Source organism: Stenotrophomonas sp. 116085_Sma (assembly GCF_056479585.1).
In genome coordinates this window covers 1,942,996-1,967,068 of record NZ_CM151057.1, presented here as the reverse complement: position 1 = coordinate 1,967,068, position 24,073 = coordinate 1,942,996, and the positions used below count along the sequence as shown (strand labels likewise).

23 protein-coding genes and 1 pseudogene are annotated in these 24,073 nt (G+C 64.3%); 15 read left to right on the top strand and 9 right to left on the bottom strand.

The features are described from left to right. Positions 1–43: 43 nt before the first annotated feature. The 3 genes from ACZK0Z_RS09230 to ACZK0Z_RS09220 form a co-directional block, all read right to left on the bottom strand. Positions 44–490 carry a hypothetical protein gene (locus tag ACZK0Z_RS09230; RefSeq protein WP_099550992.1) on the bottom strand — a complete coding sequence of 149 codons (447 nt, stop codon included), beginning with the start codon at positions 488–490 and terminating at the stop codon, positions 44–46. Between the two features lie 430 nt (positions 491–920). Continuing rightward, entirely contained in the window at positions 921–2,600 is a 1,680-nt protein-coding gene (locus ACZK0Z_RS09225) for a type IV secretory system conjugative DNA transfer family protein (protein WP_197632134.1), read from the bottom strand. Positions 2,601–2,636: 36 nt separating this feature from the next. After that, positions 2,637–2,894: a hypothetical protein gene (locus ACZK0Z_RS09220; protein WP_005410128.1), complete on the bottom strand. Its 258-nt coding sequence runs from the start codon at positions 2,892–2,894 to the stop codon at positions 2,637–2,639. A 238-nt stretch (positions 2,895–3,132) separates the two neighbouring features. Between ACZK0Z_RS09220 and ACZK0Z_RS09215 the strand changes: the two genes are divergently transcribed. Beyond that, positions 3,133–4,341: an MFS transporter gene (locus ACZK0Z_RS09215; RefSeq protein WP_197632135.1), complete on the top strand. Its 1,209-nt coding sequence runs from the start codon at positions 3,133–3,135 to the stop codon at positions 4,339–4,341. 16 nt (positions 4,342–4,357) lie between these two features. On the opposite strand, the gene ACZK0Z_RS09210 is transcribed toward ACZK0Z_RS09215, so the two are convergent. Continuing rightward, positions 4,358–4,837: a MerR family transcriptional regulator gene (locus tag ACZK0Z_RS09210; protein WP_049429687.1), complete on the bottom strand. Its 480-nt coding sequence runs from the start codon at positions 4,835–4,837 to the stop codon at positions 4,358–4,360. 89 nt (positions 4,838–4,926) lie between these two features. Here ACZK0Z_RS09210 and ACZK0Z_RS09205 point away from each other — a divergent pair, with 89 nt between their 5' ends. From ACZK0Z_RS09205 to ACZK0Z_RS09175, 7 genes are all read left to right on the top strand, one after another. Next, the gene (locus tag ACZK0Z_RS09205) at positions 4,927–6,165 is read left to right on the top strand and encodes an oxidoreductase (RefSeq protein WP_197632136.1); all 1,239 of its coding nucleotides are present in this window, start codon (positions 4,927–4,929) and stop codon (positions 6,163–6,165) included. A 92-nt stretch (positions 6,166–6,257) separates the two neighbouring features. After that, positions 6,258–6,734, top strand: a complete 477-nt coding sequence (locus tag ACZK0Z_RS09200) for a hypothetical protein (protein WP_197632137.1) — start codon at positions 6,258–6,260, stop codon at positions 6,732–6,734. Positions 6,735–6,867: 133 nt separating this feature from the next. Next, positions 6,868–7,512 (top strand): hypothetical protein, encoded by a 645-nt coding sequence (locus tag ACZK0Z_RS09195; RefSeq protein ID WP_197632138.1) that lies wholly within the window; start codon positions 6,868–6,870, stop codon positions 7,510–7,512. Positions 7,513–7,598: 86 nt separating this feature from the next. Beyond that, positions 7,599–7,868 (top strand): hypothetical protein, encoded by a 270-nt coding sequence (locus ACZK0Z_RS09190; protein ID WP_005410135.1) that lies wholly within the window; start codon positions 7,599–7,601, stop codon positions 7,866–7,868. A 123-nt stretch (positions 7,869–7,991) separates the two neighbouring features. After that, entirely contained in the window at positions 7,992–8,237 is a 246-nt protein-coding gene (locus tag ACZK0Z_RS09185) for a hypothetical protein (protein WP_049429692.1), read from the top strand. 97 nt (positions 8,238–8,334) lie between these two features. Then, the gene (locus ACZK0Z_RS09180; protein ID WP_197632139.1) at positions 8,335–8,583 is read left to right on the top strand and encodes a hypothetical protein; all 249 of its coding nucleotides are present in this window, start codon (positions 8,335–8,337) and stop codon (positions 8,581–8,583) included. Between the two features lie 182 nt (positions 8,584–8,765). After that, positions 8,766–10,469 carry an ATP-binding protein gene (locus tag ACZK0Z_RS09175; RefSeq protein ID WP_197632140.1) on the top strand — a complete coding sequence of 568 codons (1,704 nt, stop codon included), beginning with the start codon at positions 8,766–8,768 and terminating at the stop codon, positions 10,467–10,469. 8 nt (positions 10,470–10,477) lie between these two features. On the opposite strand, the gene ACZK0Z_RS09170 is transcribed toward ACZK0Z_RS09175, so the two are convergent. After that, complete coding sequence (locus tag ACZK0Z_RS09170; protein ID WP_197632141.1) at positions 10,478–12,001, bottom strand: FAD-dependent monooxygenase; 1,524 nt, start codon at positions 11,999–12,001, stop codon at positions 10,478–10,480. Positions 12,002–12,083: 82 nt separating this feature from the next. Between ACZK0Z_RS09170 and ACZK0Z_RS09165 the strand changes: the two genes are divergently transcribed. From ACZK0Z_RS09165 to ACZK0Z_RS09155, 3 genes are all read left to right on the top strand, one after another. Continuing rightward, positions 12,084–12,728 (top strand): TetR/AcrR family transcriptional regulator, encoded by a 645-nt coding sequence (locus tag ACZK0Z_RS09165; protein WP_049429695.1) that lies wholly within the window; start codon positions 12,084–12,086, stop codon positions 12,726–12,728. A 74-nt stretch (positions 12,729–12,802) separates the two neighbouring features. Then, the gene (locus ACZK0Z_RS09160) at positions 12,803–14,944 is read left to right on the top strand and encodes a TonB-dependent siderophore receptor (protein ID WP_049429696.1); all 2,142 of its coding nucleotides are present in this window, start codon (positions 12,803–12,805) and stop codon (positions 14,942–14,944) included. 162 nt (positions 14,945–15,106) lie between these two features. After that, positions 15,107–15,304, top strand: a complete 198-nt coding sequence (locus ACZK0Z_RS09155; protein ID WP_080355030.1) for a hypothetical protein — start codon at positions 15,107–15,109, stop codon at positions 15,302–15,304. A 69-nt stretch (positions 15,305–15,373) separates the two neighbouring features. Here the strand turns inward: ACZK0Z_RS09155 and ACZK0Z_RS09150 are convergent, their stop codons facing one another. From ACZK0Z_RS09150 to ACZK0Z_RS09140, 3 genes are all read right to left on the bottom strand, one after another. Continuing rightward, positions 15,374–16,672, bottom strand: a complete 1,299-nt coding sequence (locus tag ACZK0Z_RS09150) for a Smlt3024 family type IV secretion system effector (protein ID WP_197632152.1) — start codon at positions 16,670–16,672, stop codon at positions 15,374–15,376. Between the two features lie 55 nt (positions 16,673–16,727). Continuing rightward, positions 16,728–17,591, bottom strand: a complete 864-nt coding sequence (locus tag ACZK0Z_RS09145; protein ID WP_197632142.1) for a Smlt3025 familytype IV secretion system inhibitor — start codon at positions 17,589–17,591, stop codon at positions 16,728–16,730. 198 nt (positions 17,592–17,789) lie between these two features. Next, entirely contained in the window at positions 17,790–18,137 is a 348-nt protein-coding gene (locus tag ACZK0Z_RS09140) for a winged helix-turn-helix transcriptional regulator (RefSeq protein WP_049429707.1), read from the bottom strand. Between the two features lie 102 nt (positions 18,138–18,239). On the opposite strand from ACZK0Z_RS09140, the gene acuI reads away from it, so the two are divergent. Both acuI and ACZK0Z_RS09130 read left to right on the top strand, forming a co-directional pair. Then, the gene (gene acuI / locus ACZK0Z_RS09135) at positions 18,240–19,229 is read left to right on the top strand and encodes an acrylyl-CoA reductase (NADPH) (RefSeq protein WP_197632143.1); all 990 of its coding nucleotides are present in this window, start codon (positions 18,240–18,242) and stop codon (positions 19,227–19,229) included. Positions 19,230–19,375: 146 nt separating this feature from the next. After that, positions 19,376–19,696 carry a hypothetical protein gene (locus tag ACZK0Z_RS09130; protein ID WP_197632144.1) on the top strand — a complete coding sequence of 107 codons (321 nt, stop codon included), beginning with the start codon at positions 19,376–19,378 and terminating at the stop codon, positions 19,694–19,696. Positions 19,697–19,784: 88 nt separating this feature from the next. Here the strand turns inward: ACZK0Z_RS09130 and ACZK0Z_RS09125 are convergent, their stop codons facing one another. Beyond that, positions 19,785–20,177 carry an ankyrin repeat domain-containing protein gene (locus ACZK0Z_RS09125; protein WP_197632145.1) on the bottom strand — a complete coding sequence of 131 codons (393 nt, stop codon included), beginning with the start codon at positions 20,175–20,177 and terminating at the stop codon, positions 19,785–19,787. A gap of 299 nt (positions 20,178–20,476) precedes the next feature. Here ACZK0Z_RS09125 and ACZK0Z_RS09120 point away from each other — a divergent pair, with 299 nt between their 5' ends. Then, on the top strand, positions 20,477–23,230 hold the full coding sequence (locus ACZK0Z_RS09120) for a UvrD-helicase domain-containing protein (RefSeq protein WP_197632153.1): 2,754 nt from the start codon (positions 20,477–20,479) through the stop codon (positions 23,228–23,230). Between the two features lie 424 nt (positions 23,231–23,654). Beyond that, positions 23,655–24,029: pseudogene (locus tag ACZK0Z_RS09115) on the top strand (integrase); the annotation flags it as partial. Positions 24,030–24,073: the final 44 nt, after the last annotated feature.

Sequence of the window (24,073 nt, the reverse complement as noted above, 5' to 3'; positions counted from 1 at the left end):
GACAGGCGCGGGGAGCGGCACGTTCGATGGTTTCGAGGTGGACTCAGGTGCCGCTGTTGGAATCAGCGCCCTGCGCCGACGCGGTGGGCGTCGAGCCAGCGCTCTGCACAACGATCTGGTTGCCTACGATGGAGACGGAGATACCCTGCGCCGCATACGCTGCGGTGAGGTCGATCACGGCCTGCTGCGCATTGGTGGTGTCGATGTTCGAGACCGCGCCGTACAGGGTGAAATCCGAGCTGAGGCGATAGTCCAGCGTGCGTCCGGAATCCTTGGCCCAACGCTCGAGCATGGCTTTGAGCGTGCCATCCATCGGCGAGGCCTGGTAGACGTAACTGGAATACAGCGGAATCTCGGTTGTGGCCGCGGCGAAGCGGTTGACCGGCTTCCAGCGGCCTCCGAAATCGGGGGCGGGCTTGGTGGCACACCCTGCCACCATCAGCGCCGCAACTGCGGCGATGGACATTTTCGCGATAAACGCCTGATTCATACGGGCTTCACTTTGACGTACGAAAAAGCAGTTTCGAACGTTGGTTCCCTGGCCGTCCGGCGCTGCATGGCGCACGCCGGAATCGGAGGGACGCACTGACATGCAGCACACCCACTCCGGCTCCCCTGCAGCCCGAAGGCTGCCAACCAGGTTGCAGGCCGAACGACGGAGCTTCCCCGTCACGCACCTGCACACCCATACCAACGTCGAAACCATCCTTGTTTCCATGGCACAAACTCCTGGCCACCCTGCTTCAAAACTTTGACACCCAGCACACATCTCTGGACGCCGCACACAGGGTTACACAACTGCGCGTCAATTCCATGTCAGGAAAACCTGAAATTCCACCGAAGCGTGTTGTTTTTTTGACGGAGCGCACCATTTCACGTCAGTGAATGTGAATTCACTTCACGTTTTTATGTTTGTGAAATCAGACTTTCAGCATCGGAACATCGACCTTCGGCAGCAGCCGCGAGGTGAAGTAGCGGTCCTTGTAGTAGCGGATCTTGTCGCATTTCACCGGATGCGGTATGCCCTCATAGAGGAACACTTCCTTGTCCGGCCCCATCGCCTTCAGCTCCTGCGGCAGCATCAGTGCCCGCCGCTCCTCGGTGAAGCTGTGGGTCTTCTCGCGGGCGTGGGTGACGTTCTTCTTGCGGATGGTGGTGTAGCCCAGCATGTCCGAATAGTCGTTGGCGTCCTGCTGCTCGCGCGGCGCGTACAGGATCTGCAGCGCGTGGTTGGTGATGATCGTTCGCGAGACTTCCCGGCCGTAGGTGGCATCGAGCTGGGACATGCTCTGGATGATCGGCAGCAGGCGGATGTTGTAACCGGCCATGTAGGACACCGCCGAGGCGATGATCTCGACCTTGCCGATCGAGGTGAATTCGTCCATCAGCAGCAGGCACTGGTACTTCAGATCCGGGTTGGACTTGGGCAGTTCCTTGGTGTTGAGGTTGATCAGCTGGCTGAAGAACAGGTTGATGATCAGGCGGCTCTCGGCCAGCTTGTTCGGCTGGATGCCGATGTAGATGGTCATCTTCTTCTTGCGGACGTCGGTCAGCAGGAAGTCGTTGCTGCTGGTGGCCTTGTCCAGCACCGGGTTGATCCAGGGGTTGAGCGGTTCCTTGAAGGTGCCCAGGATCGAGGCGAAGGTCTCGTCAGCCTGGGACAGCATGTTGGCGAACGCCGAGCGCGCGTTGGCGCTGAGGAACGAACGCTCCGACAAGGCCTTGAGGTACTTCTTCAGGTCGGTGCCGTCGCCGGATGACAACCGGTAGACAGAACCCAGCGTCGGCGTACCCGAGCCGCCCGGGAAGCCGCTGCTGCGCTCGTCGTCCCAGTTCTCGAACAGATACAGGGTGAAGGCCATGAACGCGTTGCGCGCCTGGCTGACCCAGAACTTCTGGTCCTCGGCGCCGTCCGGATACAGCATTGCGGCGATGCTCATCAGGTCCGACACCCGGAACGCCGGGTCATCGGAGACGTAGCTGAGCGGGTTCCAGCGATGCGTGCGCCGGTCCTCGGCGAAGGGATTGAACAGGTAGATCTCCTGGCCCTGGCTGGCGCGCCAGCCACTGGTCAGGTCGAAGTTCTCCTGCTTGATGTCCAGCACCACCAGTGATTCGGCATACTCGAGCAGGTTCGGGATGACCACGCCCACGCCCTTGCCCGAGCGGGTCGGCGCGGCCAGGATCACGAACTGCTGGCCGTCCAGCCGCACCAGCTTGCCGCTGTGGCTGCCGACCACGATGCTCTGCCCGGTCTTCTTGAACATGCCATGCTTGGCCAGGTCGGCGCCGGTGGCAAAGCGTGCATCACCGTGCAGCGAACGCTTGTCCTTCTTCAGCAGCAGCACCAGGCCGGTGACCAGCAGCACCAGCAGGGGAAGGCCGAAGCCCACGTAGCCGGCCCATTTGATCTTGCCCACGAACGGCGCGACCTGCGGCTGGCCGATGGCGTGGTAGTACTGGTAGTACGTGTTCCAGGTGAAAAGCTTGGTGTCCAGCCCCAGGAACAGCAGAGTCAGGTAGCCGGAAAACACGAAACCAAGCAGCAGGGTCGCCAGCGTGATGATGGCGATGATCGAATACTTCTTACTGGGCAACACCCGGATCCTCCATGATGCGCACGAGGGCGCGACGGCCTAGCGGCGGCGCCAGCGCGACGCCTTCTTCCGCAGGTTGTTTTCGTTCTCCAGCCCGGGCTCTTCGCCCTCTTCACGCACCCGCTGCAACAGCAGTTGGCGCGCTTCGGCCAGTGATACCAGGTCGGTCAGACGATCCCCATCGTCGGCGACGACCGCATGGCCGACCACATCGCCCGGAGCGTACACCGGCTCGTAGGACACCGCTACCAGCTGATAGCGACCACGCGTCTCCAGCACATGCCTGAATTCCTGCATCGATTTCCTCCTTGTTCAAGCGCTCCACGATCCCCTGCGTGCACCATCATGCCGCTCCGCATGTCGTCATCACATGCAGGACGCCAGCCACAGTGCGCCACACCTCCTGCAGCCCCGGGGCCACCCTCGGCTGGCCACAATCCCATCGATCAAACGCTGATTTGCCCCCTGGCATGGCTGCCCCTGTTGCGGTGCAGCAGTACAATGTCCGGCTCCCCTGCCCCTTCGCGCCCTCCGCATGAGCCCCAACTCTTCCCTGGCTGCGCGGCTGACGCCCCGTCAGCGCACCCTGATCATCCTCGCACTGTCACTGGGCGGCTTTGCCATCGGCACCAGCGAATTCGCCAGCATGGGCCTGATGCTGGAGATCAGCCGTGGCCTGTCGATTTCCGAAACCCAGGTCGGCCACCTGATCAGCGCCTATGCCATCGGCGTGGTCGTCGGTGCGCCGATCCTCGCCTTCGTCGGCGCCAGCTTCCCGCGCCGCAAGCTGCTGCTGGCGCTGATGGGCTTCTATGCCATCGGCAACCTCGCCAGTGCGCTGGCACCGAACTACGGCACGATGCTCATTGCGCGTTTCGTCGCCGGCCTGCCGCACGGTGCCTACTTCGGCGTGGCGATGCTGGTGGCGGCGGCGATCAGCCCCGCCGGCCAGCGTGGCCAGGCGATGTCGCGCGTGTTGCTGGGCCTGTCGATCGCGATCCTGGTCGGCAATCCGCTGACCACCTGGCTGGGCCAGCAGCTGAGCTGGCGCACCGCCTTCGCCCTGGTCAGCGTGCTGGCCGTCGCCACCGTGGCGATGATCGCGCGCTTCCTGCTGCCGGATCCGGATGAAGTTCGCACCTCGCCGATGCGCGAACTGCGCGCCTTCAATACCACGCAGGTGTGGCTGGCGCTGGCCATCGGCGCGGTCGGTTTCGCCGGCATGTTCTGCGTGTTCACCTACCTGGCACCGACCCTGGTGCAGGTCACCGGCGTCGCCGAATCCTGGATGCCACTGGCGGTGGGCGTGTTCGGCATCGGCGCGATCATCGGCAACATCGCCGGTGGATGGCTGGTCGACAAGTTCCAATTCAAGGCCGCCGCCGTGGTGCTGCTGTGGTCCATCGTGATGCTGCTGCTGTACCCGCTCGCCGCGCAGTCGGTGTGGACGATCGGCCCGATGATCATCACCGTCGGCACCATGGGCGCACTGGCGGCGGTACTGCAGACGCGCCTGATGGACGTGGCCGGCGAAGCGCAGACCCTGGCCGCCGCCTCCAACCATGCCGCCTTCAATACCGCCAATGCGCTCGGCCCGTGGCTGGGCGGCATGGCGATCAGTGCCGGCTTCAGCCCGGCCAGCACCGGCTATGTCGGTGCCGCCACCGCCATCGGCGGCCTGCTGCTGTGGTGCGTGGCGGTGATGCTGGACAGGAAGCGCAAGGCCACCGCCGGCAGCCACTGAACACGGCGCCGGGTCGTCAGCCGCTGCCCATGCGGCGGCGGCGTCCCGGCCGCAGCATTGCCACGTCGCCGGCTGCAAGCGTCGGTCGCGCCAGCTCGCCACGTTTCACACGGTCCAATACCCGCCGCGAGTTGGCCGCGCAGTCAATCCCGTCCGGCCGCGCCTGGATGTCCTCAATCAGGGCCAACAGGTGCGTCCGGCTCTGTACCAGCCGCAACTGCAGCGCCTCGATGTCGGCCACCTTCTGCTGCAGCATCGAGATCAATGCGTCGTGCTGCCACTGGCCCATGTCTGGCGGCAGCAGGGCGCGTATCTCCTCCAGGCTGAAGCCGGCGCGCTGCGCACCGGTAATCAGTTCCAGCAGCAGCACCGCCTGCTCCTGATAGTCGCGGTAGCCGTTGGCCTGCCGCTGGACGACCAGCAACCCTGCCTCCTCATAGAAGCGGATGCGTGACGCCGCCAGGCCCGTGCGCCGGGCCAGCTCACCGATCTTCATCCGCCTGAATCCTCGACATCGGAACCCATTGACCTTCAATCAAACTTGAAGGTTAGCGTAGCGCCATTCCCCTGTCCTGGAGCTGTCCGATGTCGCTGTTCTCGCCCGTGGCACTACCCTCCGGTGCCGTCATCCGCAACCGCATCGCCAAGGCGGCGATGGAGGAGAACATGGCCGACGCCGACCACGCCCCCTCCGAAGCGCTGCTGCAGTTGTACCAGCGCTGGGCCGACGGCGCCGCCGGACTGATCATCACCGGCAACGTGATGGTTGATGGCCGCGCCATGACCGGCCCCGGCGGCGTGGTGCTGGAAGATGATCGCCATCTCGACCGCTTCAGCGCCTGGACGGAGACAGCACGCTCGCGGGGTGCGCAGATGTGGATGCAGATCAACCATCCCGGTCGGCAGATGCCGGCCGCGCTCGGCCAGCCGGCGCTGGCACCTTCGGCGGTGCCACTGGACATGGGCGCGCTGTCCAAGCAGTTCGCGCCGCCAAAGGCAATGAGCGAAGCCGACATTGAAGAAGTGATCGCCCGCTTCATCCGTAGTGCCGAGCTGGCCGAACGCGCCGGTTTCAGCGGCGTGGAGATCCATGCCGCGCACGGGTACCTGCTCAGCCAGTTCCTGTCGCCGCTGTCGAACCGTCGCGAGGATCGCTGGGGCGGCAGCCTGGACAACCGTGCGCGCCTGCTGCTGGAGATCGTGCAGGGCGTACGCGCCAGCGTGGCGCCTACGTTCGCAGTGGCGGTGAAGCTCAACTCCGCCGACTTCCAGCGCGGCGGTTTCTCGCCCGAGGACGCGCGCGCCGTGGTGGAGATGCTGGCGCCCCTCGGCGTGGATCTGGTCGAACTGTCCGGCGGCAGCTATGAAGCACCGGCCATGACCGGCGCCGCACGCGACGAACGCAGCATGGCCCGGGAAGCGTACTTCCTCGAATTCGCGCGCGAGATCGCCACGGTGGCAACGATGCCGCTGATGGTCACCGGCGGCATCCGCCGCCGCGAAGTGGCAGAGCAGGTGCTGGCCAGCGGCGTGGCCATGGTCGGCATCGCCACCGCGCTGGCGATCGAGCCGGATCTGCCGCAGCAGTGGCAGCAGGGCCGCGACCCGGTGCCGGCGTTGCGCAACATCAACTGGCGCAGCAAGCCGCTGGCGGCCAGCGCGCACATGGCGGCAGTGAAATACCAACTGGGTCGGCTCAGCCAGCGCCGCCCCACTGCGCCCGGCGTCTCGCCGGCGTGGGCGCTGTTGCTGGCGCAGGCCGCCGGCAAATGCCGGGCTCGCCGCTACCGGCGCTGGATCCGTGCACGCGCAGGTGGATGCTGAGCGGGCGGGCTTCTCATCACTGCAGCGATGCTCCACCATCTGCATGACCTGCGGCAGTCCGTCGCCGGTCGCAGCAGGCAGAAGGAACCACCGTGGCAGCAGGACCGACCAAGAACCGCGAAAAGCTGCTCGATGATCTGCTCTCGCTGGGCCGCAACTGGGCACTGGCGATCGCCATCGCCGGTGCCGGCGCAGCGGTCCATTACAGCGAGTCGGTGTACGAAGCAGGCATCTGGCGCGGCCTGCTGCCCACGATCTGCTTCCTCGCCGCAATCATCTGGATCGTGCTCAGCATCATCCGCTTCGACCTGACCCTCCAGCAGCACTTCGAGCGCAAGCGCACGCGCTGGCTCAGCCGCCTGCTCTATGTCGTGCTGCTCGGCACCGGCGTCACTGCCGTGTTCTTCGTCACCGAGCTTGCGGCCAACAACCACATCGCGCGGATGTGCGACTCGGTGGCCAACGAACCGGCCAGCCGGATCCACCGGTCCGCCGAGTGCCAGCGCCTGTACCAGCACCGGGCGGCGTACCGGCAGCGACTGGAATCGGCGGAGGGCGAGTTCGACTGAACAGATGCGTGGGAGAAGGCGCGCGAAGACGCACATAGAGGTCCAGCGAGGGCGGATTCGGAATAGTTGTATGGACTTCATTGCAACGCGACGCCACGCTTTCTTGCCGGAAAGCCGTGATCGAACACAGTCCATGAAGTTGCCCACCGCCCGCTCCCGTCTCCCCGCCCGGCCGCGGAAAATCGGCAGCGAAGTACGCATCTTCAGGCGCTATCACCAGTACGCCATCGTTGCCGCCGGAGCCGGACCACTGGCAATACTCCTGGTCGCCGTCGCGCCCGAACTTGGGCCGTTTCCGGCACTGGGCGCGGCAGCGATTCTCACGCTGTCGCCGCTGATCCTCGGCTTCGTAGTCTATTCCCCACAACGGGACCGGGTGGTACTGGAACAGGATCGTCTGGTATTCCAGCACCGTCCTCCTCTCCCGTTCAAGCAGATCCGGTCCTACAACCTGGACGATCATGTCGATCTGATCCTGGTCGATGGACCGAGCGTGCTGCTGCAGCGCACACGGGCATCGATGCATGATTTCCCAACCTTCCGGGACGCACTGGCAGAGGCGCTCGCAGATCGGCCCGCAAACGCTGCCGCGGCTCCGCAACGTCGCCACTTCTTCGGTGCCTGGCCCGCACGCGTCTGGGGTGCGGGCCTGTTGCTGGCGACGGCGGCACTGGTGATCACGGGCGTACTGCATGGCTGGCCGTTGTACAAAGCACCGCTGCTTGGGATCGTGCCCGTGGTGGGCATTGGGCTATTGCTGTCGCGCCGCCGTCACTGATCGCGTCGTCGGCGAAGTACACATGGCGTGGATGTGTATTCGGGCACAGTACGCGCGCCGCTCACGCTTGGAACCATCCAGTCACAATGCTTCACGCGCCCGCCCCCGCACATCACGATGCCATCGCCCTGCAGGCGGGCGTGCTGGGCAGCGTGTTGGGCGTGGCTCTGTACAAGGCCATCGCGTTGTCGGCGCTGGCGACCGGATCCTTGATCGTGATCGGGCTGTGGCTGCTGGCCTGCGCGCTGCTGGCTGCCTGGGCACTGGCCGCCTGCCTGGCCTGCCTTGCGCTGAGCCGGCGCGTATTCGTGCTGATGCTGGCGCTGAGCATGATCCTGATGATCTGCGTCGCCTGACAGCAGCAGGCGCCGGACTATCGCGCATCTGTTACAGAATAACAAGTGCGGTTGGACGGATTGCTCGTGCCCGGGGTCGCGGATTTGAATCGCATGGCCAGCCCGGCGCTACCTGAGACCCCCATGAACCTGCAGCCCCTGCTTCGCGTCTCCCTCACCGCCATTGCCCTGGTCACGTTCAGCGCCTGCGCCACGTATGACGACAGCAACATGCACCAGGCCTGCCAGGAGTCGCCGCATCTGAAGGACCTGCCGCCCGAAGTGGCTGCCCGCGAGAGCCGCTGCAACAAGAGCATGGAAGTGTGGTCGAGCGAGCGCAAGGGCAGTGACAGGCCGATCGACCTGAGCGGCAAGAAGAAGGATCTCTGAGCCGCCGGGCATCTTGATCGCTCCAATGCATGCGGATGACCAGCCCGTCACGATCGGGGGGGCAGGATAAGGCCTCCCCATCACGACGACTTTCCCGATGCCGGCCACTGGTCACCCTGTCATCCATGCCTTTGAAGCTGTGTTCGACCTGTCTGGCGGGGTGGAGCGCATTACGGCGCTCACCGTCATCTGCCGGCATTGCTCCGAAACCCGCTCGGCCGGCGAAGACAATCTGGTCCAGCTGCCGGGCGGCGCCTTGTTCCGCTGCGACGGATGCGGCAGTCATCAGGCGGTGAGCCATGCGCGGGTTGCCGATTGGCAGGTGAATTCGCTTCTGGGTGTCTGAGGCTGCAGTACGACGGTGCCACGACGCAGGCTGTTGGCGCAGGGATGATGATGCAGTCAGAGGGCGCCCCGTGAGCCACCTCGTCCGCTGGGCAGGGCCGATGACAGCCAGGGCAAAGGAGCTGTGCAGGGCGCAATGACATCACCTCGGCTAAGCTGCGGCACCTTTCTTCGCGCACGGCCATGCATCCCTTCCCCCTTCCTGTCTCGGCACCCGATCAACTCGCCTACCGACTGCTGCAGGACAGCGACTGGGCCCGTTCCACCGACGCGATCAACGCTCCTCCCGAACTTCGCGCTCTGCTGGCGATGATCCTGGATTCTCCGGAGCCGCTGTGGATCGCATGGGGCCGCGACAACAAGGCGTTCTTCTTCAACGATGCCTACCTGCCCATGCTGGGCAGCAAGCTGCACGGCGCCATGGGCAGCCGATTGGAAGACGTCTGGGCGGACGTCTGGGCCGACGTCGTCGATGCTGTCAACGATGCCTTCGGCGGCACAAGCCGCAGTTTCAAGAACATGCCGTTGATGATGGACCGTGATGGCACGTTGCGCGAGACATTCTGGACGTTCTCCTACTCGCCGCTGCGTGCCGGTTGCGGAGGCGTGGCCGGCATCATCTGCGTCGTCAGCGAGCAGACCGAACGGGTGATCGAACGCGACCGGCACACCCGCCAGGTAGCGGCCATCACCGAGCAGGCACGCGAGGCCCATCTTGAACTGGTACGCGCCCGCGAACAGCTGCGGCAGTCGCAGAAGCTGGAGGCCATCGGCCAGCTGACCGGCGGCGTTGCCCACGACTTCAACAATCTGCTGCAGGTCATCACCGGTTCCGTGGACATGCTGCTGCATACCTGGCCAGCCGGAGATGCGCGCCTGCGCTACGTACAGGCCATCGAAACCGCCGCCGACCGCGCCACTCGCCTGACCGCCCAGCTTCTGGCGTTCTCGCGTAGACAGAGCCTGTCGCCGCAGGTGTTCGACCTCTGCGAGAGCGTACGCGCGCTTTCGGACATCATCACCACAGTGCTGGGTGCACGCATCTCCGTGTCGGTGAACCTGCCCGACACCCCATTGCCGGTGCTGCTGGACCGGACCCAGCTCGACACCGCACTGATCAACATCGCGGTGAACGCGCGCGACGCCATTGACGGCCACGGCAAGGTGACGATCGATGTGGAACAGCTGACATCGGTGCCTTCCGTCCGGTTCGCGGCGCCGATGAAAGGCGACTTTGCTGCGATCAGCGTCAGCGACACCGGCGCCGGTATCGATCCATCCGTGGTGGATCGGATCTTTGAGCCATTTTTCACCACCAAGGGAGTGGGCGCAGGCACAGGGCTTGGCCTCAGCCAGGTGTTCGGCTTCGTCAAACAGTCCGAGGGCGAAGTGGACGTACAGAGCCAGGCAGGTGTCGGTACGCGCTTCACGTTGTATCTGCCGCTGGCGCAGGAAAACGCCACCATCGAGCTGCCGACCGCGCAAGAGGGGCTGCTGCATGGCCACGGATTGTGCGTACTGGTGGTGGAAGACAACGTGGATGTGGCCGAGTTTGCAGTCGGGGCACTGCGCGAGCTTGAGTACAACGTCGTGCTCGCGCGCAATGCCGACGAGGCACTGGCGGAGCTCGAGCGCGACGCTGCGCGTTTCCACGTGGTGTTCAGCGACGTGGTCATGCCCGGGACCAATGGGCTGGATCTCGCCCGCACCATCCGCAGCCGCCTGCCCGATCTTCCGATCATCCTCACCAGTGGCTACAGCGAACTGCTGGCCCGCGATCCAGGCCACGGTTTCACGCTGCTGCGCAAGCCCTACTCCCTGAAGCAGCTGGCCTCGGTGATGACCGAGGCCAGTTGCCGCTCACAGGCGATGGTGACTGCGCTTTAGCCGGCAGATCACCGCGTCGAACCGGGCCAGGAAGCAAGCACTGAATCGATGCCGGACATATCCGCCCCTGCGCCGCAGGCCCAGGCGACGATGCCATCCGGGCGCACCAGCACTGCTCCCAGGCCCGATGCCGCATCTCCAGTATTTGCGGCGCAGGCGATGGGAGGCAGCCAGCGTTGGGCAAACTGCGATAACGAAGATGCCCGGTCGAAGACAAGCAGCGCCCCCTGCCCCGTTCTCAGCAATTCGCCCAAGCGGCGGCCATCGGCCAACCGGAAGTCAGGCGCGCTCCTGCCGACAAGCGGGTGCTCTCCAGCAAGATCCAGCCGCTGCGAAACACCCCAGATCCGCTCGGCCAGATACGTGGCCCCATCGCGGGTGCCAGCCAGGTCGGCCATGATCGCTGCCAGCGCGCGCGAACCGGCCCCGGGACGCATCAGCGCAACCTGTGCGCGTGACCAGTCCAGTACTTTGGCGCCCGCTGGATGGCGCTCAGCCTGATAGCTGTCCAGCAGCGCCTCATCGGCCTTGCCCCGCGCCACGGCGGCCAGCTTCCAGCCGAGGTTCATCGCATCGCCGATGCCCAGGTTCAGGCCCTGTCCGCCCAGTGGCGAATGCACATGCGCAGCGTCGCCCGCCAACAGGACACGCCCCTTGCGATAGGCGCTGGCCTGGCGCGCGCCATCGGTCCAGGTGCTGTGCAGATGCAGGGCCGTGATCGTTGCATCGCAACCGGACACGCGCCGCAGCAAAGCCTGCGCAGCGTCCAGATCGAGGGGCGCGCGATGGCCAGCCCCTCCGTCGAAATCGGCCAGCGCCAGCACGCCCGGCGGATTGAAATTGCACATGCCCTGCGCGGTGTTCTGCCGGCCCGGCGTCAGCACCGAAGGATCTTCCAGCTCAACCAGCAGCGAATGGCCGGTGAATTCCGGATCGGTGCCGACGAAGCTGAAGCCGCACTGCTTCCGCACGGTGCTGCGGCCACCGTCGCAGCCGACCAGCCAACGACCGCGTACGACTCCGTCAGCAGTCTCAATGACCACCTCCGCCTCGCCAGCCTGCACGGCCTCTACCGCGCGCCCGCGTTCGATGCAGACGCCCAGCGCGCTCGCACGTTCGGCGAGGACCCTTTCCAGCGCCTGCAGCTCAATCGCCATCTGGGTGCCGACCGGCGTCGGCAGGCGCCAGTTCCAGCGCCCGGTGTCCACGCTGTCCAGCGCGAACGGAATACCCGCAAAGTGACCACCCAGCGCGCGCGGCTGTGCCAACCAATGGGCGGTGCCGGGCGGCGGCGCGCCCTTGTCGGGCTTGAGCACCTGCGCCGCGGCGACTGCGTCCAACAGGCCGCGCCGATCCAGTGCCTCCAGCGTGGGGGTGTTCAGGCCGCGCAGCCCGAATGGCAGGCGCTTCAACGGCGAGTCGGCGGACCCGGCCTGTTCCAGCACAAGCACCGAACACCCGGCATTGGCCAGTTCGCAGGACAGGAACAAGCCAACCGGGCCAGCACCGGCAATGACGACGTCGTACAGCATGGGGATTCCTCGTGAGCGCCGGGCCGGCGCTCCGGCAAGTCAAATGTTACACTCGGTGTACGTTTTCACAAGTGAACCGCCCATGACCCCGCTCCCAGGCCGCCGCGATCAGCGCAAAGCCGAGACCCGACAAGCGATTTCCGACGTCGCCACCGGGCTGATCATCGCGCGCGGCTTCGAGGCCGTGTCCATGTCCGAGATCGCCGAGGCTGCGGGGGTATCACGCAAGACGGTCTTCAATTACTTCGCCAGCAAGGAAGACCTTGTCTTCGACCGCGACGAGGAAGCACGTGCGCTGCTGCGCGAGGGCATGGCGGCGCGCACCGGCATGACCCCGCTGGCGGCCTTCCAGTCACTCGTGCGCGAGTTGCTGGAGGCGGCCCATCCGCTGCTGCGCATCAATGCTGGCGCCGCTGCATTCTGGGCAACCGTCGCTGACAGCCCGGTACTGACCGCACATGCCCGGCGCCTGCAGGCGCAGCTGACGGACGATCTGGCGAAATGGATGGCCGAGGCGATCGGGCGAGCGGAGAGCGACGCCGAAGCGCGCCTGGGCGCCGCCATGCTGCTGGCCTCGGTGGTGGCGGCCTATGAGAAAGGACTGGCGAGCCAGCTGCAGGGCGAGGATCCACGCCAGGCCATGCTGCAGCTGATCGTGCGCGGTGGCACCGGAGTACTGGTGGCCCTGGCTGGCACCCCCTATACCGATCCCGGCGCGCGTCCATAACGCATTCGGGGGATAGGTCACGAAGTGTTGCAAATGCTACTCTTTCTCATTTGCATCCACGCGAACCTCCGCCCATGCCCCTCCCCACGACCCAGAAACGCACCCTGTGCCTGGCACTGGCCCTGCCCCTGGCATCCCTCGCCCAGGCTGCCGACACCTCGACGACCTCACCCAGGGACCTGGACAAGGTCGAAGTCCGCGGACGTGCACAGACGCTCTATCGGGTGGACGATGCCGCAGTCGGCACCCGCACGGATACGCCGCTGGAACTGGTCCCTCAGTCGGTCCAGGTCATCCCGCGTGAACTGATCGACGACCAGGCCGCGCGCCAGGTGACCGATCTCTATCGCAGCATCAGCGGCATCAGCTATTTCAGCTATGCCGGGGTGACCCTGCGCGGCTTCCGCCAGGAGAACGTGCTGTATGACGGCCTGCGCGGCGATCCCTATGCAGGCTTCTCGGTGCCGCAGCTGTTCAATATCGAGCGCGTGGAGGTGCTGAAGGGCCCGGCGGGAGCGCTGTATGGCGGCGGAGATGCCGGTGGCGTCATCAACTATGTGACCCGCAAGCCCAAAGCCGCTGCCGAGCGCCGCATCGAGATCCAGCTGGGCGACAACGACTTCCGTGCCGGATCGATCGAGGGTACCGGGCCGTTGAATGCCACCGGCAGCGTGCGCTATCGCGCCGGGCTCTATGCCGACAATGAAAAGGGCGTGCGCTGGAACACCGACAGCGAGAGTGTGATCGGCGATGCCTCGCTGGCCTTCGACGTGGGCCGGACCGGCGAACTGGTGCTGCAGTTCACCGACATCACCCAGAATCTTGGCGGCAACCGCCTGCGCGGCGTACCGGTCAACGATGCGGGCACGTTCCTGACCGACCGCCGGTGGAACCACAACGAAGCCAGCGACTTTCTCGACATGCGCGCCAAGGTGGCGCTGGCACAGTATCGCTTCGCGCCGCTCGATACCCTGGACGTGGACTTCGCCGCCCGCTGGTTCAGCAACAACGAACACCAGATGTACCACGAGCCGATGGGCCTGATCGATCGCGACCGCGATGGTGTGGCCGAATGGATGACCCGACAGCTGCGCAACCAGATCCGTGACAACGAGGCGTTCACTGCCAACGGCAATGCAGTCTGGCGGGTAACCACCGGCGCGGTGGAGCACAAGGTGCTGTTCGGCGCCGATGTGTACCAGCTGGATGCGGATTTCACTGCACAGACCGCCAACAGCGCTGACCTTGCGCGCGGCGCAGGGCCGGTGCGCGGCATCGACCTGTTCAATCCGGTGTACGGCGCCAGCACCTGGCATGACTACACCCTGGGCGCCCTGCCCTGGCGCAGCACGTCCACCCGCAGCAAACGCTATGGCGGTTACCTGCAGGATGAGCTGGCACTGGGCCCGCGCTGGCATGTGCTGGCCGGGCTGCGCTGGGACGGTTTCAAGGATGAGGATCGCATCGCCGGCAGCAGCGTGGATGGCAACGACATCAGCTGGCGGCTGGGCAGCACGTTCACCGTGCGCGAAGGCATGAATTTCTACGCCAACGTCGCCAGTGGTTTCGTGCCGCAGAGTGCCGCCAACCAGAATCCGGCGGCCGGCGGACCGTTCAATGCCGAGCGCAGCAAGCAGTGGGAAGTGGGCATGAAGTCCCTGCTGGCCGACCGCGTGACGTTGAACATGGCGGCCTACCGGATCGACCGCAGCAACATCGTGCAGGCCACCGGCGAAGTGATCGGTGGCGTGAACCAGCTGGCCGCGCTGGGCCTGGTGCGCAGTACCGGCATGGAGCTGGACCTGCTGGCCGACCTCACCGAGCGCTGGGTGCTGAACCTGACCTACGGCTACAACGATGCGCGGGTGAAGGACGCCGGCCCGAACGGCATCACCAACGCCTCCGGCGACCGCTTCGCGAATGCGCCCCGCAACAAGCTGGGCCTGTGGACCCGCTACGACCTGCCGGCAATCAACTCCGCCATCGGCTTCGGAGCAGACCATGTGGGCGAGCGTGTCAGCCTGGATGGGCAGGCGGTGAAGGCCTACACGGTGTTCGACATGAGCTGGAAGACGACGTGGAAGCAATGGCAGTTCCAGGCCAATGTGAAGAACCTGTTCGACAAGGTATATGCGGCCAGTGGCTTCATCGAACGCAACGGGCATTTCCCCGGCGAGCCACGACGGGTGTATGTGCAGGCGGCCTACAGCTTCTGACCGGAAGCATTTGTAGCGCTGAATCCACTGTCGGCAAGCAGATCGTTGCCTGGCACTGGTTCACGCGTGTCCGAAACCATCGGCACTTCCAGTCACTTGTGCACGATCACCTCCGCCTGTAGCGTTGCCGTTGCCCAAGGAGGGCTATCAACGGAGTGAAGCATGAAGATTGGATTCAAGCTGTCTGTTGCTATTGCGGCTGCTGCACTGACCCTGGGAATCGGCAGTGCCTCCGCGCAGTCCCGCTGTACCCCGTGCTACACCGCCTACGATGCTTGTCTGGCGGCGGGCAATGGTGAGAACGTCTGCTACCCGGCGTTTGCACGTTGCCTGAGAAACAGTGGCTGCACCATCCCGTAAGTCACGCGTTGCCGTGATGCGTGCCGGCCCCCATCCGGGGGCTGGCATTGGCGGCCCGGCGCTGCGATTTCACCCCATCCGCATCCCAGGGCTCTCGCGAGCCTGCACGTCAATGTCCTGCTGGCGCTGCACAGCCGCCGGTTGGTGGTCCAGGCTGGCGGCCTCGATCTGCTGCAGCGACTGCGCAACCGGAGTCTGCACCGCCACGTCAGTGGGCATCGAGACGCGCAGGTGCGCGGGATCGTTCATCCCGCCCTGCACCACGAAGACGTTCCGCCCTGCGGGGCTGTCGGCGGTCTGGGCGCTCAGCAGCACATGGTCGGCACGTTCAAGCTGGTTGCGGCGGGCCAACGCCATCACGCTCGCCACAAGACGCTCGCTGTCCTCATCATGGGTACGCCCGGCGCTGGCATCGATCGCGGCCACGCCTTCGCGTACCTGCTGCATCAGTGCGTACTCACGGTGGCCTGGACGGATGTCGGCCAGGCGAGTCGGTGCCAACGAGGGATCAGGCATGTCGTCCACTGCTGCGGTAAGCGGGCTGCGGGTTATGGTCCGATAGGGGTCATCCGGGTGGAACCGGGTACGTTTCTCCTGTCGCTCCAGGCGGACGTCGCGAGCGTCGTTGAGTTCGGCGATGCGGGTGGGGTCGGTGATCTCGCGCATCGACACGTGGCCGCCGCCGGAACTGACGCTGGCCCATTTCCTGTCCGCCTCGAAGTACATCGCGTAGTAGCTGTTGCCACCGATGACGTTCGGATCGACCGCCGAGCGCCCTTCCAGTATCTGGGTGGCTTCCAGCACGCTCAACCGGGTCAGGTACTGGCCACCCTTCGTCCATCCCATCTGGCTGATGGCATCGACGCTGGTGTTGCCTACGCGGGGCCCCCCGGCATAGTCGTTGTTGAGCATGTTGGTCCAGATCTGTTCCAGCTTCTCGTGGCCGCTCTTCTGTTCAGCCGCCTGCAGCAACACGCGCGGCGTCCAGCAGTTGGGATCGAGTTCATGCCGTTCAAATGCACGGTCGTGGGCCAGCATCACATCCTTGCCGGGGAGATTCAGTGCCAGGTCTGGGCGGCGCTCGTTCATCCACTGCTGCCGCAACTCAAGATCTCTTTCGAGCAGGGTCTGCCCAAAGGACTCCCATTGCCGCTCGGTCAACTGTGCATTTGAAAACCGGGATCCCTCTTCCTGCTGGGTCTTCGCATAGTTCTGTGCATAGGTGTTCGCGACGCGTCCCGGCAGGCTGTCATTGCGTACAACACCCAGTGCCAGTGTCCCGTACCCATCGGCTCCCGGCAGTTGCGACAGGTAGTTCCAGTAAAGCTCGCGGTTGCCGTCTCTGGCATAGTTTCCAAGGACGCTCAGATCGCGTTCGGTCAATCCACTCGTACCCTGCCTCTTCTCTTCCTTGAATCACCGATCACTTGGACCGGGTGCGCGCAATGACGTCCCTGACGGCCTCTTCCATGCGCTTCCAGTCCTTCAGAAACGCTCTCTTGTAGTCCAGGCTGACGGACAGCTTGTTGTCGATGTCCACGAAGTAATGAACGCAGCCGGCTGCTACTTCCCCAGGCTCACTGATCACCTCGCGCCCCTCCAGCCGCACGCCGTCGCGTCGGAATTCCTCGCCGTCACATTTGATGAACGAGCTGATCCGGCCGTCGCCCTGGCGTGCGATGTACCAGTCTCTCTCGTAGGCGGGATTGCGGACAGGCGGCTTTCCGTACCGCGCCTCATGCTTCTTCGCGTACACCACCATCTTCGCTTCATCGATTGCATAGGGCGTCAGGCCCAAGGTCTCCGGCTGTGCGACGCGTTGGTCGAGACGGTCCCTGGGATCCTCCCTTTCCACAGAACCCTCCTCCGTGATGGCTTCATTTGACGACAGCCTTGAGAGCAGTGTTTCGACGGGAACGCGATCAACGTAGTTGATCCGAATGGGAATCTCCTTCCGGAAATCATTCGTGCGCGGATTGGCGCGGGCACCCGGCGGCGTCGGCGTCATGTCCGGCCACTCGATGACAAGCGTCACCCCCTCGCCCGGCCACGGTGCGATCTGGCTGTCCAGGTAGTTGGCCGGAATGCGGAAAGTGTTCGGCCCGAGCTTCACGTCCACGGGGGCATCGGTATAGGTGTGACCGTTGATCGTGCGGCCGGTCTGGGTTGCGCCGGACATGGCGGGATTCCTTTCGTGTTCGGTGGACGGCGGCCGCGCACACGCGCTGGCACTCACTGCGACGGCAAGTGCAAGCGTCAGGCAACGGCTGGGGGACATCACGTGCATGGGCATTCCATTGCAGGGTTCCGGGGCCACTATAGGGAACCGGGCGTCAACGGAACAGGAACCGCATCACCGCCCTTCACGGAGCGAGGCAGCGCTCCACATGCGCTGCCTGCAGTACTTCGGCTATTGCCGCGGCCTCCGGAATGCTGCAGGGGTTCAAGCGCCATGGCGGCGACGCTCGGCTCGCCGCTTCACGCCTCAGCCGTCGCTGTTCGTGCCTTTATGGCCGCGATAGGTTTCACCCCACTCGCGCATGGCAAGCAGTACCGGCACCAGCGTGCGCCCGAATTCGGAAAGCTCGTATTCCACCTTCGGCGGTACTTCCGGGTACACGTGGCGGATCACCACGCCGTCAGCCTCCAGTTCCCGCAGCTGGCTGGTCAGCATGGACTGGGTGGCGTTGGGCACACGCCGCGTCAACTCCATGAAGCGTCGCTTGCCTGTCATCAGGTGAAACAGAATGATCGGCTTCCACACGCCGCCCATCACCGACAGCGTGACTTCCACCGCGCAACCGCTCTTGCCGTCCCAACGCCTGCTACGCATGCATACTCCGGAAAACCATAGTACCTACGGAAAATCATCGTTCTTGTTGCGATAACGGTGCGAGCCTAGCATGGGCTCATCCACTGAACGTGAGACCGCACCATGAGTTTCAAGGCACTGCTGACGCGCAGAACCAACGACGGCGTATCCACGGAGCTGGTCGATTTCGATGAAGCCAACCTGATGGATGACGACGTGCTGGTGCAGGTCGAGTACTCCACGCTGAACTACAAGGACGCGCTGGCCCTCACCGGCACGCGCCCGGTGATCCGGACGTTCCCGTTGATCCCTGGCATCGATCTGGCTGGCGTTGTACTGGAATCGGGCAATGCCGGTTTCCAACCCGGTGACCGCGTGGTGTTGAACGGCTGGGATCTCAGCATGGGCCACCACGGCGGCCTCGCCCAGCGTGCCCGTGTTCGCGGCGAATGGCTCAACAGGATTCCCGCCAACCTGAGCACCCGCGACGCCATGGCCATCGGCACAGCAGGCTATACCGCCATGCTGTGCGTGCTGGCACTGGAAGATGCAGGCGTGACGCCCGGGAAGGGCGATGTGCTGGTCACCGGCGCCAACGGCGGCGTCGGCTCGATTGCGGTGGCGATCCTGTCCAAGCTTGGCTATCGCGTAGTGGCTGCCACCGGGCGACCTGAACACGCCGGGTATCTGCACAGCCTGGGCGCCGCCGAGATCATCGACCGCGCGCAGCTTTCAGAACCGCGCGAGCGGCCCGTGAGTGCCGAGCGCTGGGCCGGCGTGGTCGATGTGGCGGGTGGCCCCACCCTCGTCAACGCCATTGCCGAGACGAAATACCGAGGCGCAGTGGCCGCCTGCGGGCTGGCGCAGAGTGATGAGCTGCATGGCTCGGTATTGCCCTTCATTCTCCGCAACGTGACGCTTGCTGGCGTGGATTCGGTGAATGCGCCGCAGGCCGTGCGCCAGCGTGCATGGGACCGGCTTGCCACCGACCTGGACCCGCAGAAGCTGGAAAGCACCGTGCAGCTGATCGGGCTTGCCGAGGTGCTGGACGTCTACGACCAGATCATCCCGGGCAAGGTGCGTGGGCGGATTGTGGTGGATGTGAATGCGTGAGCAGATCGTCTGGATCAACTGCATTTGATGCAGTTTCCATGCTGCGGCGAATGGTGAACACGCAGTGAAACGACGCGGGCGGCGGTGGCCTCAAGCCAACGCCGCTCGCATACGCTCGGGTTCCCATCGCCGCCTGGACACCTGACATGCCAATGACCGCATTCGCGCTTGCCGCTGCGCTTTCGGGCCTGCCCGACATCACTTGGGAGCGCGAGCGCGCCGAAGATGCGCACCAGCTCATGCTGTGCCAGATCCATCGCGATGCGCTGAAGCAGAGCGAGGGCAAGGACGATGCCTATCCGCGTGCCAAGGCGGTCTGCGACCTGCTGGCACGCGAGTACAAGGACAAGTGGGATTTCGATGCACAGGATGCCCTGGCCGCTTCGGCGGTGGATCTGGATGAGCTGATCCGGCGTGGTGATGTAGTCGAAGTACCGCCAACGAAGCAGGATCGCGCCCACGAGTGATGGCACGCGATCCTAGCACCGTGATCTTCTCGGCCTGCCCCAGGTTGCGGAGCCACGAGCGCGCTCCAGCACCCACACCTCGCCCGCCTCAAACCGCCCCCGGCAGCTCGCTCTCGATCTGCTCAACCAACTGATTGAAGACGGGTCTCCTCTTCATGATCTCCAGCACCGAATCGCCCACTTCATCCAGGATCATGGGGTCCGCACCACAGGAGAGAAGGTAGACAACGGCCTCGAGGCTTTCACTAATCACCGCGTTCGCCATCGGGGTCAATCCAATATCCCCGAGTACGTCGATATTGGTGACGAACGGCATCAACTCTTTGAGTAGATCCACTTCGTTATTGAACGCCGCTATATGCAGCGGCGTATCGTCGTCGATCCCATGGCTTTCCGGACTGGTCAACTCGCAGCCTTCGAAGGTGTGGCACTCATCGAACCTTGCCAGCAACCTCTTCAATTCCGGATCCACTGCATTCATCGGGGCATTCCCTCCCAAGCCCTTCTCCAAGCACCGCTTCCACTCAACATGCAGTGAGCCGCCGGATCGTGGCACACCATTGCACAGGTGCATAGTGGCACGTACGGAGCGCACATCCGGGACGCACGCGAAAAAACGCGACACCGCGCCACTCCACGGGCCACTTCCTGCGCATGCGAAGCCCGTACCGAGGTCAATCCGCGAGCTGACGACCACAGGCGGCTTCCAAGCCCCTTATCATGTGGGCTTAAGGGCTCAATAAGCCCTATTGACGCTTGCAAGGCAATATCTGGATGTCTATGGAATGGTGCCCCTCGGGCTGGGGCCGACGCGTGACCCGTTCGCCCCATTGGTCGCTGCGGCTTGATGGCGGGTATGTTGAACTCAGTGTCTCCGGCCAGCAGTACCGGCTGCGCGTGGATGATGATAAGCGGGTGCAGATCCATCCAGGGATCTTCTGGTCACGGGTCGAGCTGCAGACCGGCAAGGCTGCTGGGCTGAGCGTAGACGGGCTCCCCAACGGACAGGCATCCCGACTTGCGGCGGCCCTGCAGGACGTGCTCTTTGCGCGAACCACGCGTGGGCGCAAGGCCTTGTTTGACAGCGTTCTGCAGCAGATCCAGTCGTGGCTGGGCGCAGCAGATGACCTCATCGACCGGGGCAATGCCGGCCGCCGCTGGATCACCCACGAGCAGCAGCAGACGCTGCTGGCGAAGCGCTCCGCCCTGCCCCTGCAGCCGCCGGAGCTGGAGCGGCTGTTCCTCGATGAAAACGTGCATGGGGACCTGCAGGCGGACAGTCATCGTGCGGCGCTGGACGCCCTGCGCGACTGGAACCTGGATTGGTCCGCTGCCTGGGCCGAAGCCAACGAGGCCATGACCCGGCGTGAGCTGGTGTTGGCCAAGGACTTCCTGGACCGGGTCGAGAGCAAGCCGCTGACCGAGGAACAGTCCCGCGCCGTCATCTGCTTCGACAACCGGGTCCAGGTCGTGGCCGCGGCCGGTTCCGGCAAGACCTCCACCATGGTCGCCAAGGCCGCTTACGCCATTGACCGCGGCTTTGTCGAACCCGAACGCATCGTGATGCTCGCCTTCAACAAGGACGCTGCCAAGGAGCTGGAGGAGCGCGCGCAGCGATCTTTCGATCGGCTCGGCATGGGCGACACCGTGGTTGAGTCGCGGACCTTCCACGCCCTGGGCCTGGCCATCATCGCCAAAGCCACGGGGCGCAAGCCCGATATCCCGGAATGGGCCACTGACGCCACATTGGGCTTCAACAAGCTGGCCGAACTGGTGGACGACCTGAAGGACCGCTCGATCCACTTCCGCACCCAATGGGACATGTTCCGCCTGGTGTTCGGGCGCGACCTGCCGCCATTCGGTGCGGAAATGGAGGCCGACGGCTACGACCGCGATGGCACGCCCTACATCCGCGCCCTGCAGGGTGAGCGGGTGAAGAGCCTGGAAGAGTGCGTCATCGCCGACTGGCTCTTCTACAACGGCGTGACGTACGACTACGAGCGGCGCTACGAATTCGATACGGCCACCGACACCCATCGCCAGTATCGCCCCGACTTCTACTACCCGGATGCCGGGCTGTATCACGAGCACTTTGCGCTGGATGCCGATGGCCAGCCGCCGGCGCACTTCGCCCACTACGCCGATGGCATGCACTGGAAGCGCCAGCAGCATGCGGCACGCGGCACCGCCCTTGTCGAGACCACTTCGTTTGGCCTGCGCAGTGGACATGCCCTGCAGGATCTTGCGGAGAGGCTTGGCGGGTCCGGTGTCGAACTCGACCCCAACCCCGACCGCGAGCTGCCCGAGCAGGGCGCAAAGCCCATGCCGGACGCGGACCTGATCGGCTTGATGCGCACCTTCATTGCCCATGCCAAGAGCAACTGCCTGACGCTGGACGATATGGCCGAGCGCCTGCGACAGATGCCCGAAGACCAGTTCAAGGAACGGCATCGGCGCTTCCTGGAAATCGCCAGCCCTGTTTTCCAGGCTTGGGGCAACGCACTGGCTGACGAGCACGGCATCGATTTCGAAGACATGCTCAACATGGCGGCCGGACTGCTGGAACACGGCCGCTATGAATCGCCCTACGAACTGGTGATGGCGGACGAATTCCAGGATGCCTCGCGCGCCCGCGCTCGCCTATGCCGCGCCTTGGTCAGTAAACCGGGGCGCTACCTGTTTGCGGTGGGCGATGACTGGCAGTCGATCAATCGCTTCGCCGGCGCCGACGTTTCAGTGATGACCGGATTCCGCGAATGGATGGGGCAAGGCCAAGTGCTGAAACTGGAGCAGACATTCCGCTGCCCGCAGGCGCTCTGCGATGCGTCCAGCCGCTTCATCAGCCGGAATCCAGCGCAGATTGCCAAGTCGGTTCGTTCTGCCGCACCGGCAATGGGGCCAGTGCTGCAGGCGTTCCAGATGACCCGACGCGAGGAAATGCAGGATGGTGTTCGCCAGTACCTCGCCAGGCTGCATCAGCAGTTGCTGTCTGGGGCGGTGCCACAAGGCCGCAATGGACGCGTGACGGTCTTCATCCTGGGGCGCTACCGCGCCGATCGCAGCGCGGTGCCACCGGATTGGAAGACAGCCTTCGGCAGCACGATGGACGTCGAGTTTCTGACCGCACATCGATCGAAGGGGCGCGAGGCGGATTATGTGATTCTGCCAGGGATGATCCACCGAGGCTTCCCCAGCCTGCGGTCGGACGACCCGGTGCTTTCGCTGGCGATGCCGGATGGCGACACCTATCCACTGAGCGAAGAACGGCGGTTGTTCTATGTGGCGCTGACGCGAGCGCGGCGGTCGGTTGCGATGTTCACTCTGCTGGGGAAACGTTCGCCGTTCCTCGATGAGCTGATGCGGGACGGCGCGGTGGAAGTGACGAGCCTGTCTGGCGTGGCCATCCACGAAGAACGTTGCCCGGTGTGCAAGGTGGGCGTGTTCGTGGACCGCAATGGGCCGCACGGGGCTTTCAGATCGTGCTCCAGCTATCCGCTGTGCCATAACAAGCCGAAGGGTGGGCGCCGGGGATGAATACACCCCGCTCCATCCACATGCGCCTACCTGCATCAGGGCACACAGGCGCCGTCTCGGTTTCGCCCCCGGCATGATGCGCGGCATGGCGTTTCCGGAAACGAAAAAGCCCCGGCAGGACCGAGGCTTTTGTCTGGATGGTGGCGAGGCTGCAGGGTATCGCAAGGTCCCCACACGTCCTCGCCGCGTCTTATTACGGGATAATGCAGCCGTTCAGACGCAAGCATTGCATATAGTTCCGGATACAGATACTCAAGTCTGTACCTGACGCCTCGCATGCAATGTATTGGACCTCGCAGACGGAACAAGGGCCAGGGGCTTTCGCCGTGGCGCTACTGATTCCAAAGGTCAACGCACAGGCCGCAACAGCAACAGAAAGCTTGAATCCAATCTTCATGCCATGACTCCGTTGGTCGCCCTCCTTGGGCATGCGCGGGTGCTCCCCCTCCTCTCTGCCGGCGTGAACCGCAAGACGGGAGAGACCAACGCTCGCTACGGCCAGCAATTCGTGGTGGACTTCGGCCGCTACCTGAAAGGCTTAGGCTTTGCCAAGGGAATCGGCTTCCATACCTTCCGCCATACCCTCGCTACCGAATTGGATGTCAACGATGCTCCGGAGAGGGAGATTGCGCTGGTCACCGGCCACAGCACTGCTCCCCGGGATCGGGTCCAGGTGCTGCGCAAGCACTACCTCCACAAGAAACCGTACGTGACCCGGAGCAAGCAGATCAGCGCCATGGAGCTGTATCGGCCCAAGGTGGAATTGCCGCGATACCAGGAGGGGCAGTTCGCCAAATGATTGACCGACTCCAGCAAGTTTTTTCCTTGACCTCTTTGCCCTCC

Bases quoted from the DNA above. Each gene is read 5' to 3' on its own strand.
- ACZK0Z_RS09230 (WP_099550992.1), bottom strand. From the start codon at position 490: ATGAATCAGGCGTTTATCGCGAAAATGTCCATCGCCGCAGTTGCGGCG.
- ACZK0Z_RS09220 (WP_005410128.1), bottom strand. From the start codon at position 2,894: ATGCAGGAATTCAGGCATGTGCTGGAGACGCGTGGTCGCTATCAGCTG.
- ACZK0Z_RS09215 (WP_197632135.1), top strand. From the start codon at position 3,133: ATGAGCCCCAACTCTTCCCTGGCTGCGCGGCTGACGCCCCGTCAGCGC.
- ACZK0Z_RS09210 (WP_049429687.1), bottom strand. From the start codon at position 4,837: ATGAAGATCGGTGAGCTGGCCCGGCGCACGGGCCTGGCGGCGTCACGC.
- ACZK0Z_RS09205 (WP_197632136.1), top strand. From the start codon at position 4,927: ATGTCGCTGTTCTCGCCCGTGGCACTACCCTCCGGTGCCGTCATCCGC.
- ACZK0Z_RS09195 (WP_197632138.1), top strand. From the start codon at position 6,868: ATGAAGTTGCCCACCGCCCGCTCCCGTCTCCCCGCCCGGCCGCGGAAA.
- ACZK0Z_RS09190 (WP_005410135.1), top strand. From the start codon at position 7,599: ATGCTTCACGCGCCCGCCCCCGCACATCACGATGCCATCGCCCTGCAG.
- ACZK0Z_RS09185 (WP_049429692.1), top strand. From the start codon at position 7,992: ATGAACCTGCAGCCCCTGCTTCGCGTCTCCCTCACCGCCATTGCCCTG.
- ACZK0Z_RS09180 (WP_197632139.1), top strand. From the start codon at position 8,335: ATGCCGGCCACTGGTCACCCTGTCATCCATGCCTTTGAAGCTGTGTTC.
- ACZK0Z_RS09175 (WP_197632140.1), top strand. From the start codon at position 8,766: ATGCATCCCTTCCCCCTTCCTGTCTCGGCACCCGATCAACTCGCCTAC.
- ACZK0Z_RS09170 (WP_197632141.1), bottom strand. From the start codon at position 12,001: ATGCTGTACGACGTCGTCATTGCCGGTGCTGGCCCGGTTGGCTTGTTC.
- ACZK0Z_RS09165 (WP_049429695.1), top strand. From the start codon at position 12,084: ATGACCCCGCTCCCAGGCCGCCGCGATCAGCGCAAAGCCGAGACCCGA.
- ACZK0Z_RS09160 (WP_049429696.1), top strand. From the start codon at position 12,803: ATGCCCCTCCCCACGACCCAGAAACGCACCCTGTGCCTGGCACTGGCC.
- ACZK0Z_RS09155 (WP_080355030.1), top strand. From the start codon at position 15,107: ATGAAGATTGGATTCAAGCTGTCTGTTGCTATTGCGGCTGCTGCACTG.
- ACZK0Z_RS09145 (WP_197632142.1), bottom strand. From the start codon at position 17,591: ATGCACGTGATGTCCCCCAGCCGTTGCCTGACGCTTGCACTTGCCGTC.
- ACZK0Z_RS09140 (WP_049429707.1), bottom strand. From the start codon at position 18,137: ATGCGTAGCAGGCGTTGGGACGGCAAGAGCGGTTGCGCGGTGGAAGTC.
- acuI (WP_197632143.1), top strand. From the start codon at position 18,240: ATGAGTTTCAAGGCACTGCTGACGCGCAGAACCAACGACGGCGTATCC.
- ACZK0Z_RS09130 (WP_197632144.1), top strand. From the start codon at position 19,376: ATGCCAATGACCGCATTCGCGCTTGCCGCTGCGCTTTCGGGCCTGCCC.
- ACZK0Z_RS09125 (WP_197632145.1), bottom strand. From the start codon at position 20,177: ATGAATGCAGTGGATCCGGAATTGAAGAGGTTGCTGGCAAGGTTCGAT.
- ACZK0Z_RS09120 (WP_197632153.1), top strand. From the start codon at position 20,477: ATGGAATGGTGCCCCTCGGGCTGGGGCCGACGCGTGACCCGTTCGCCC.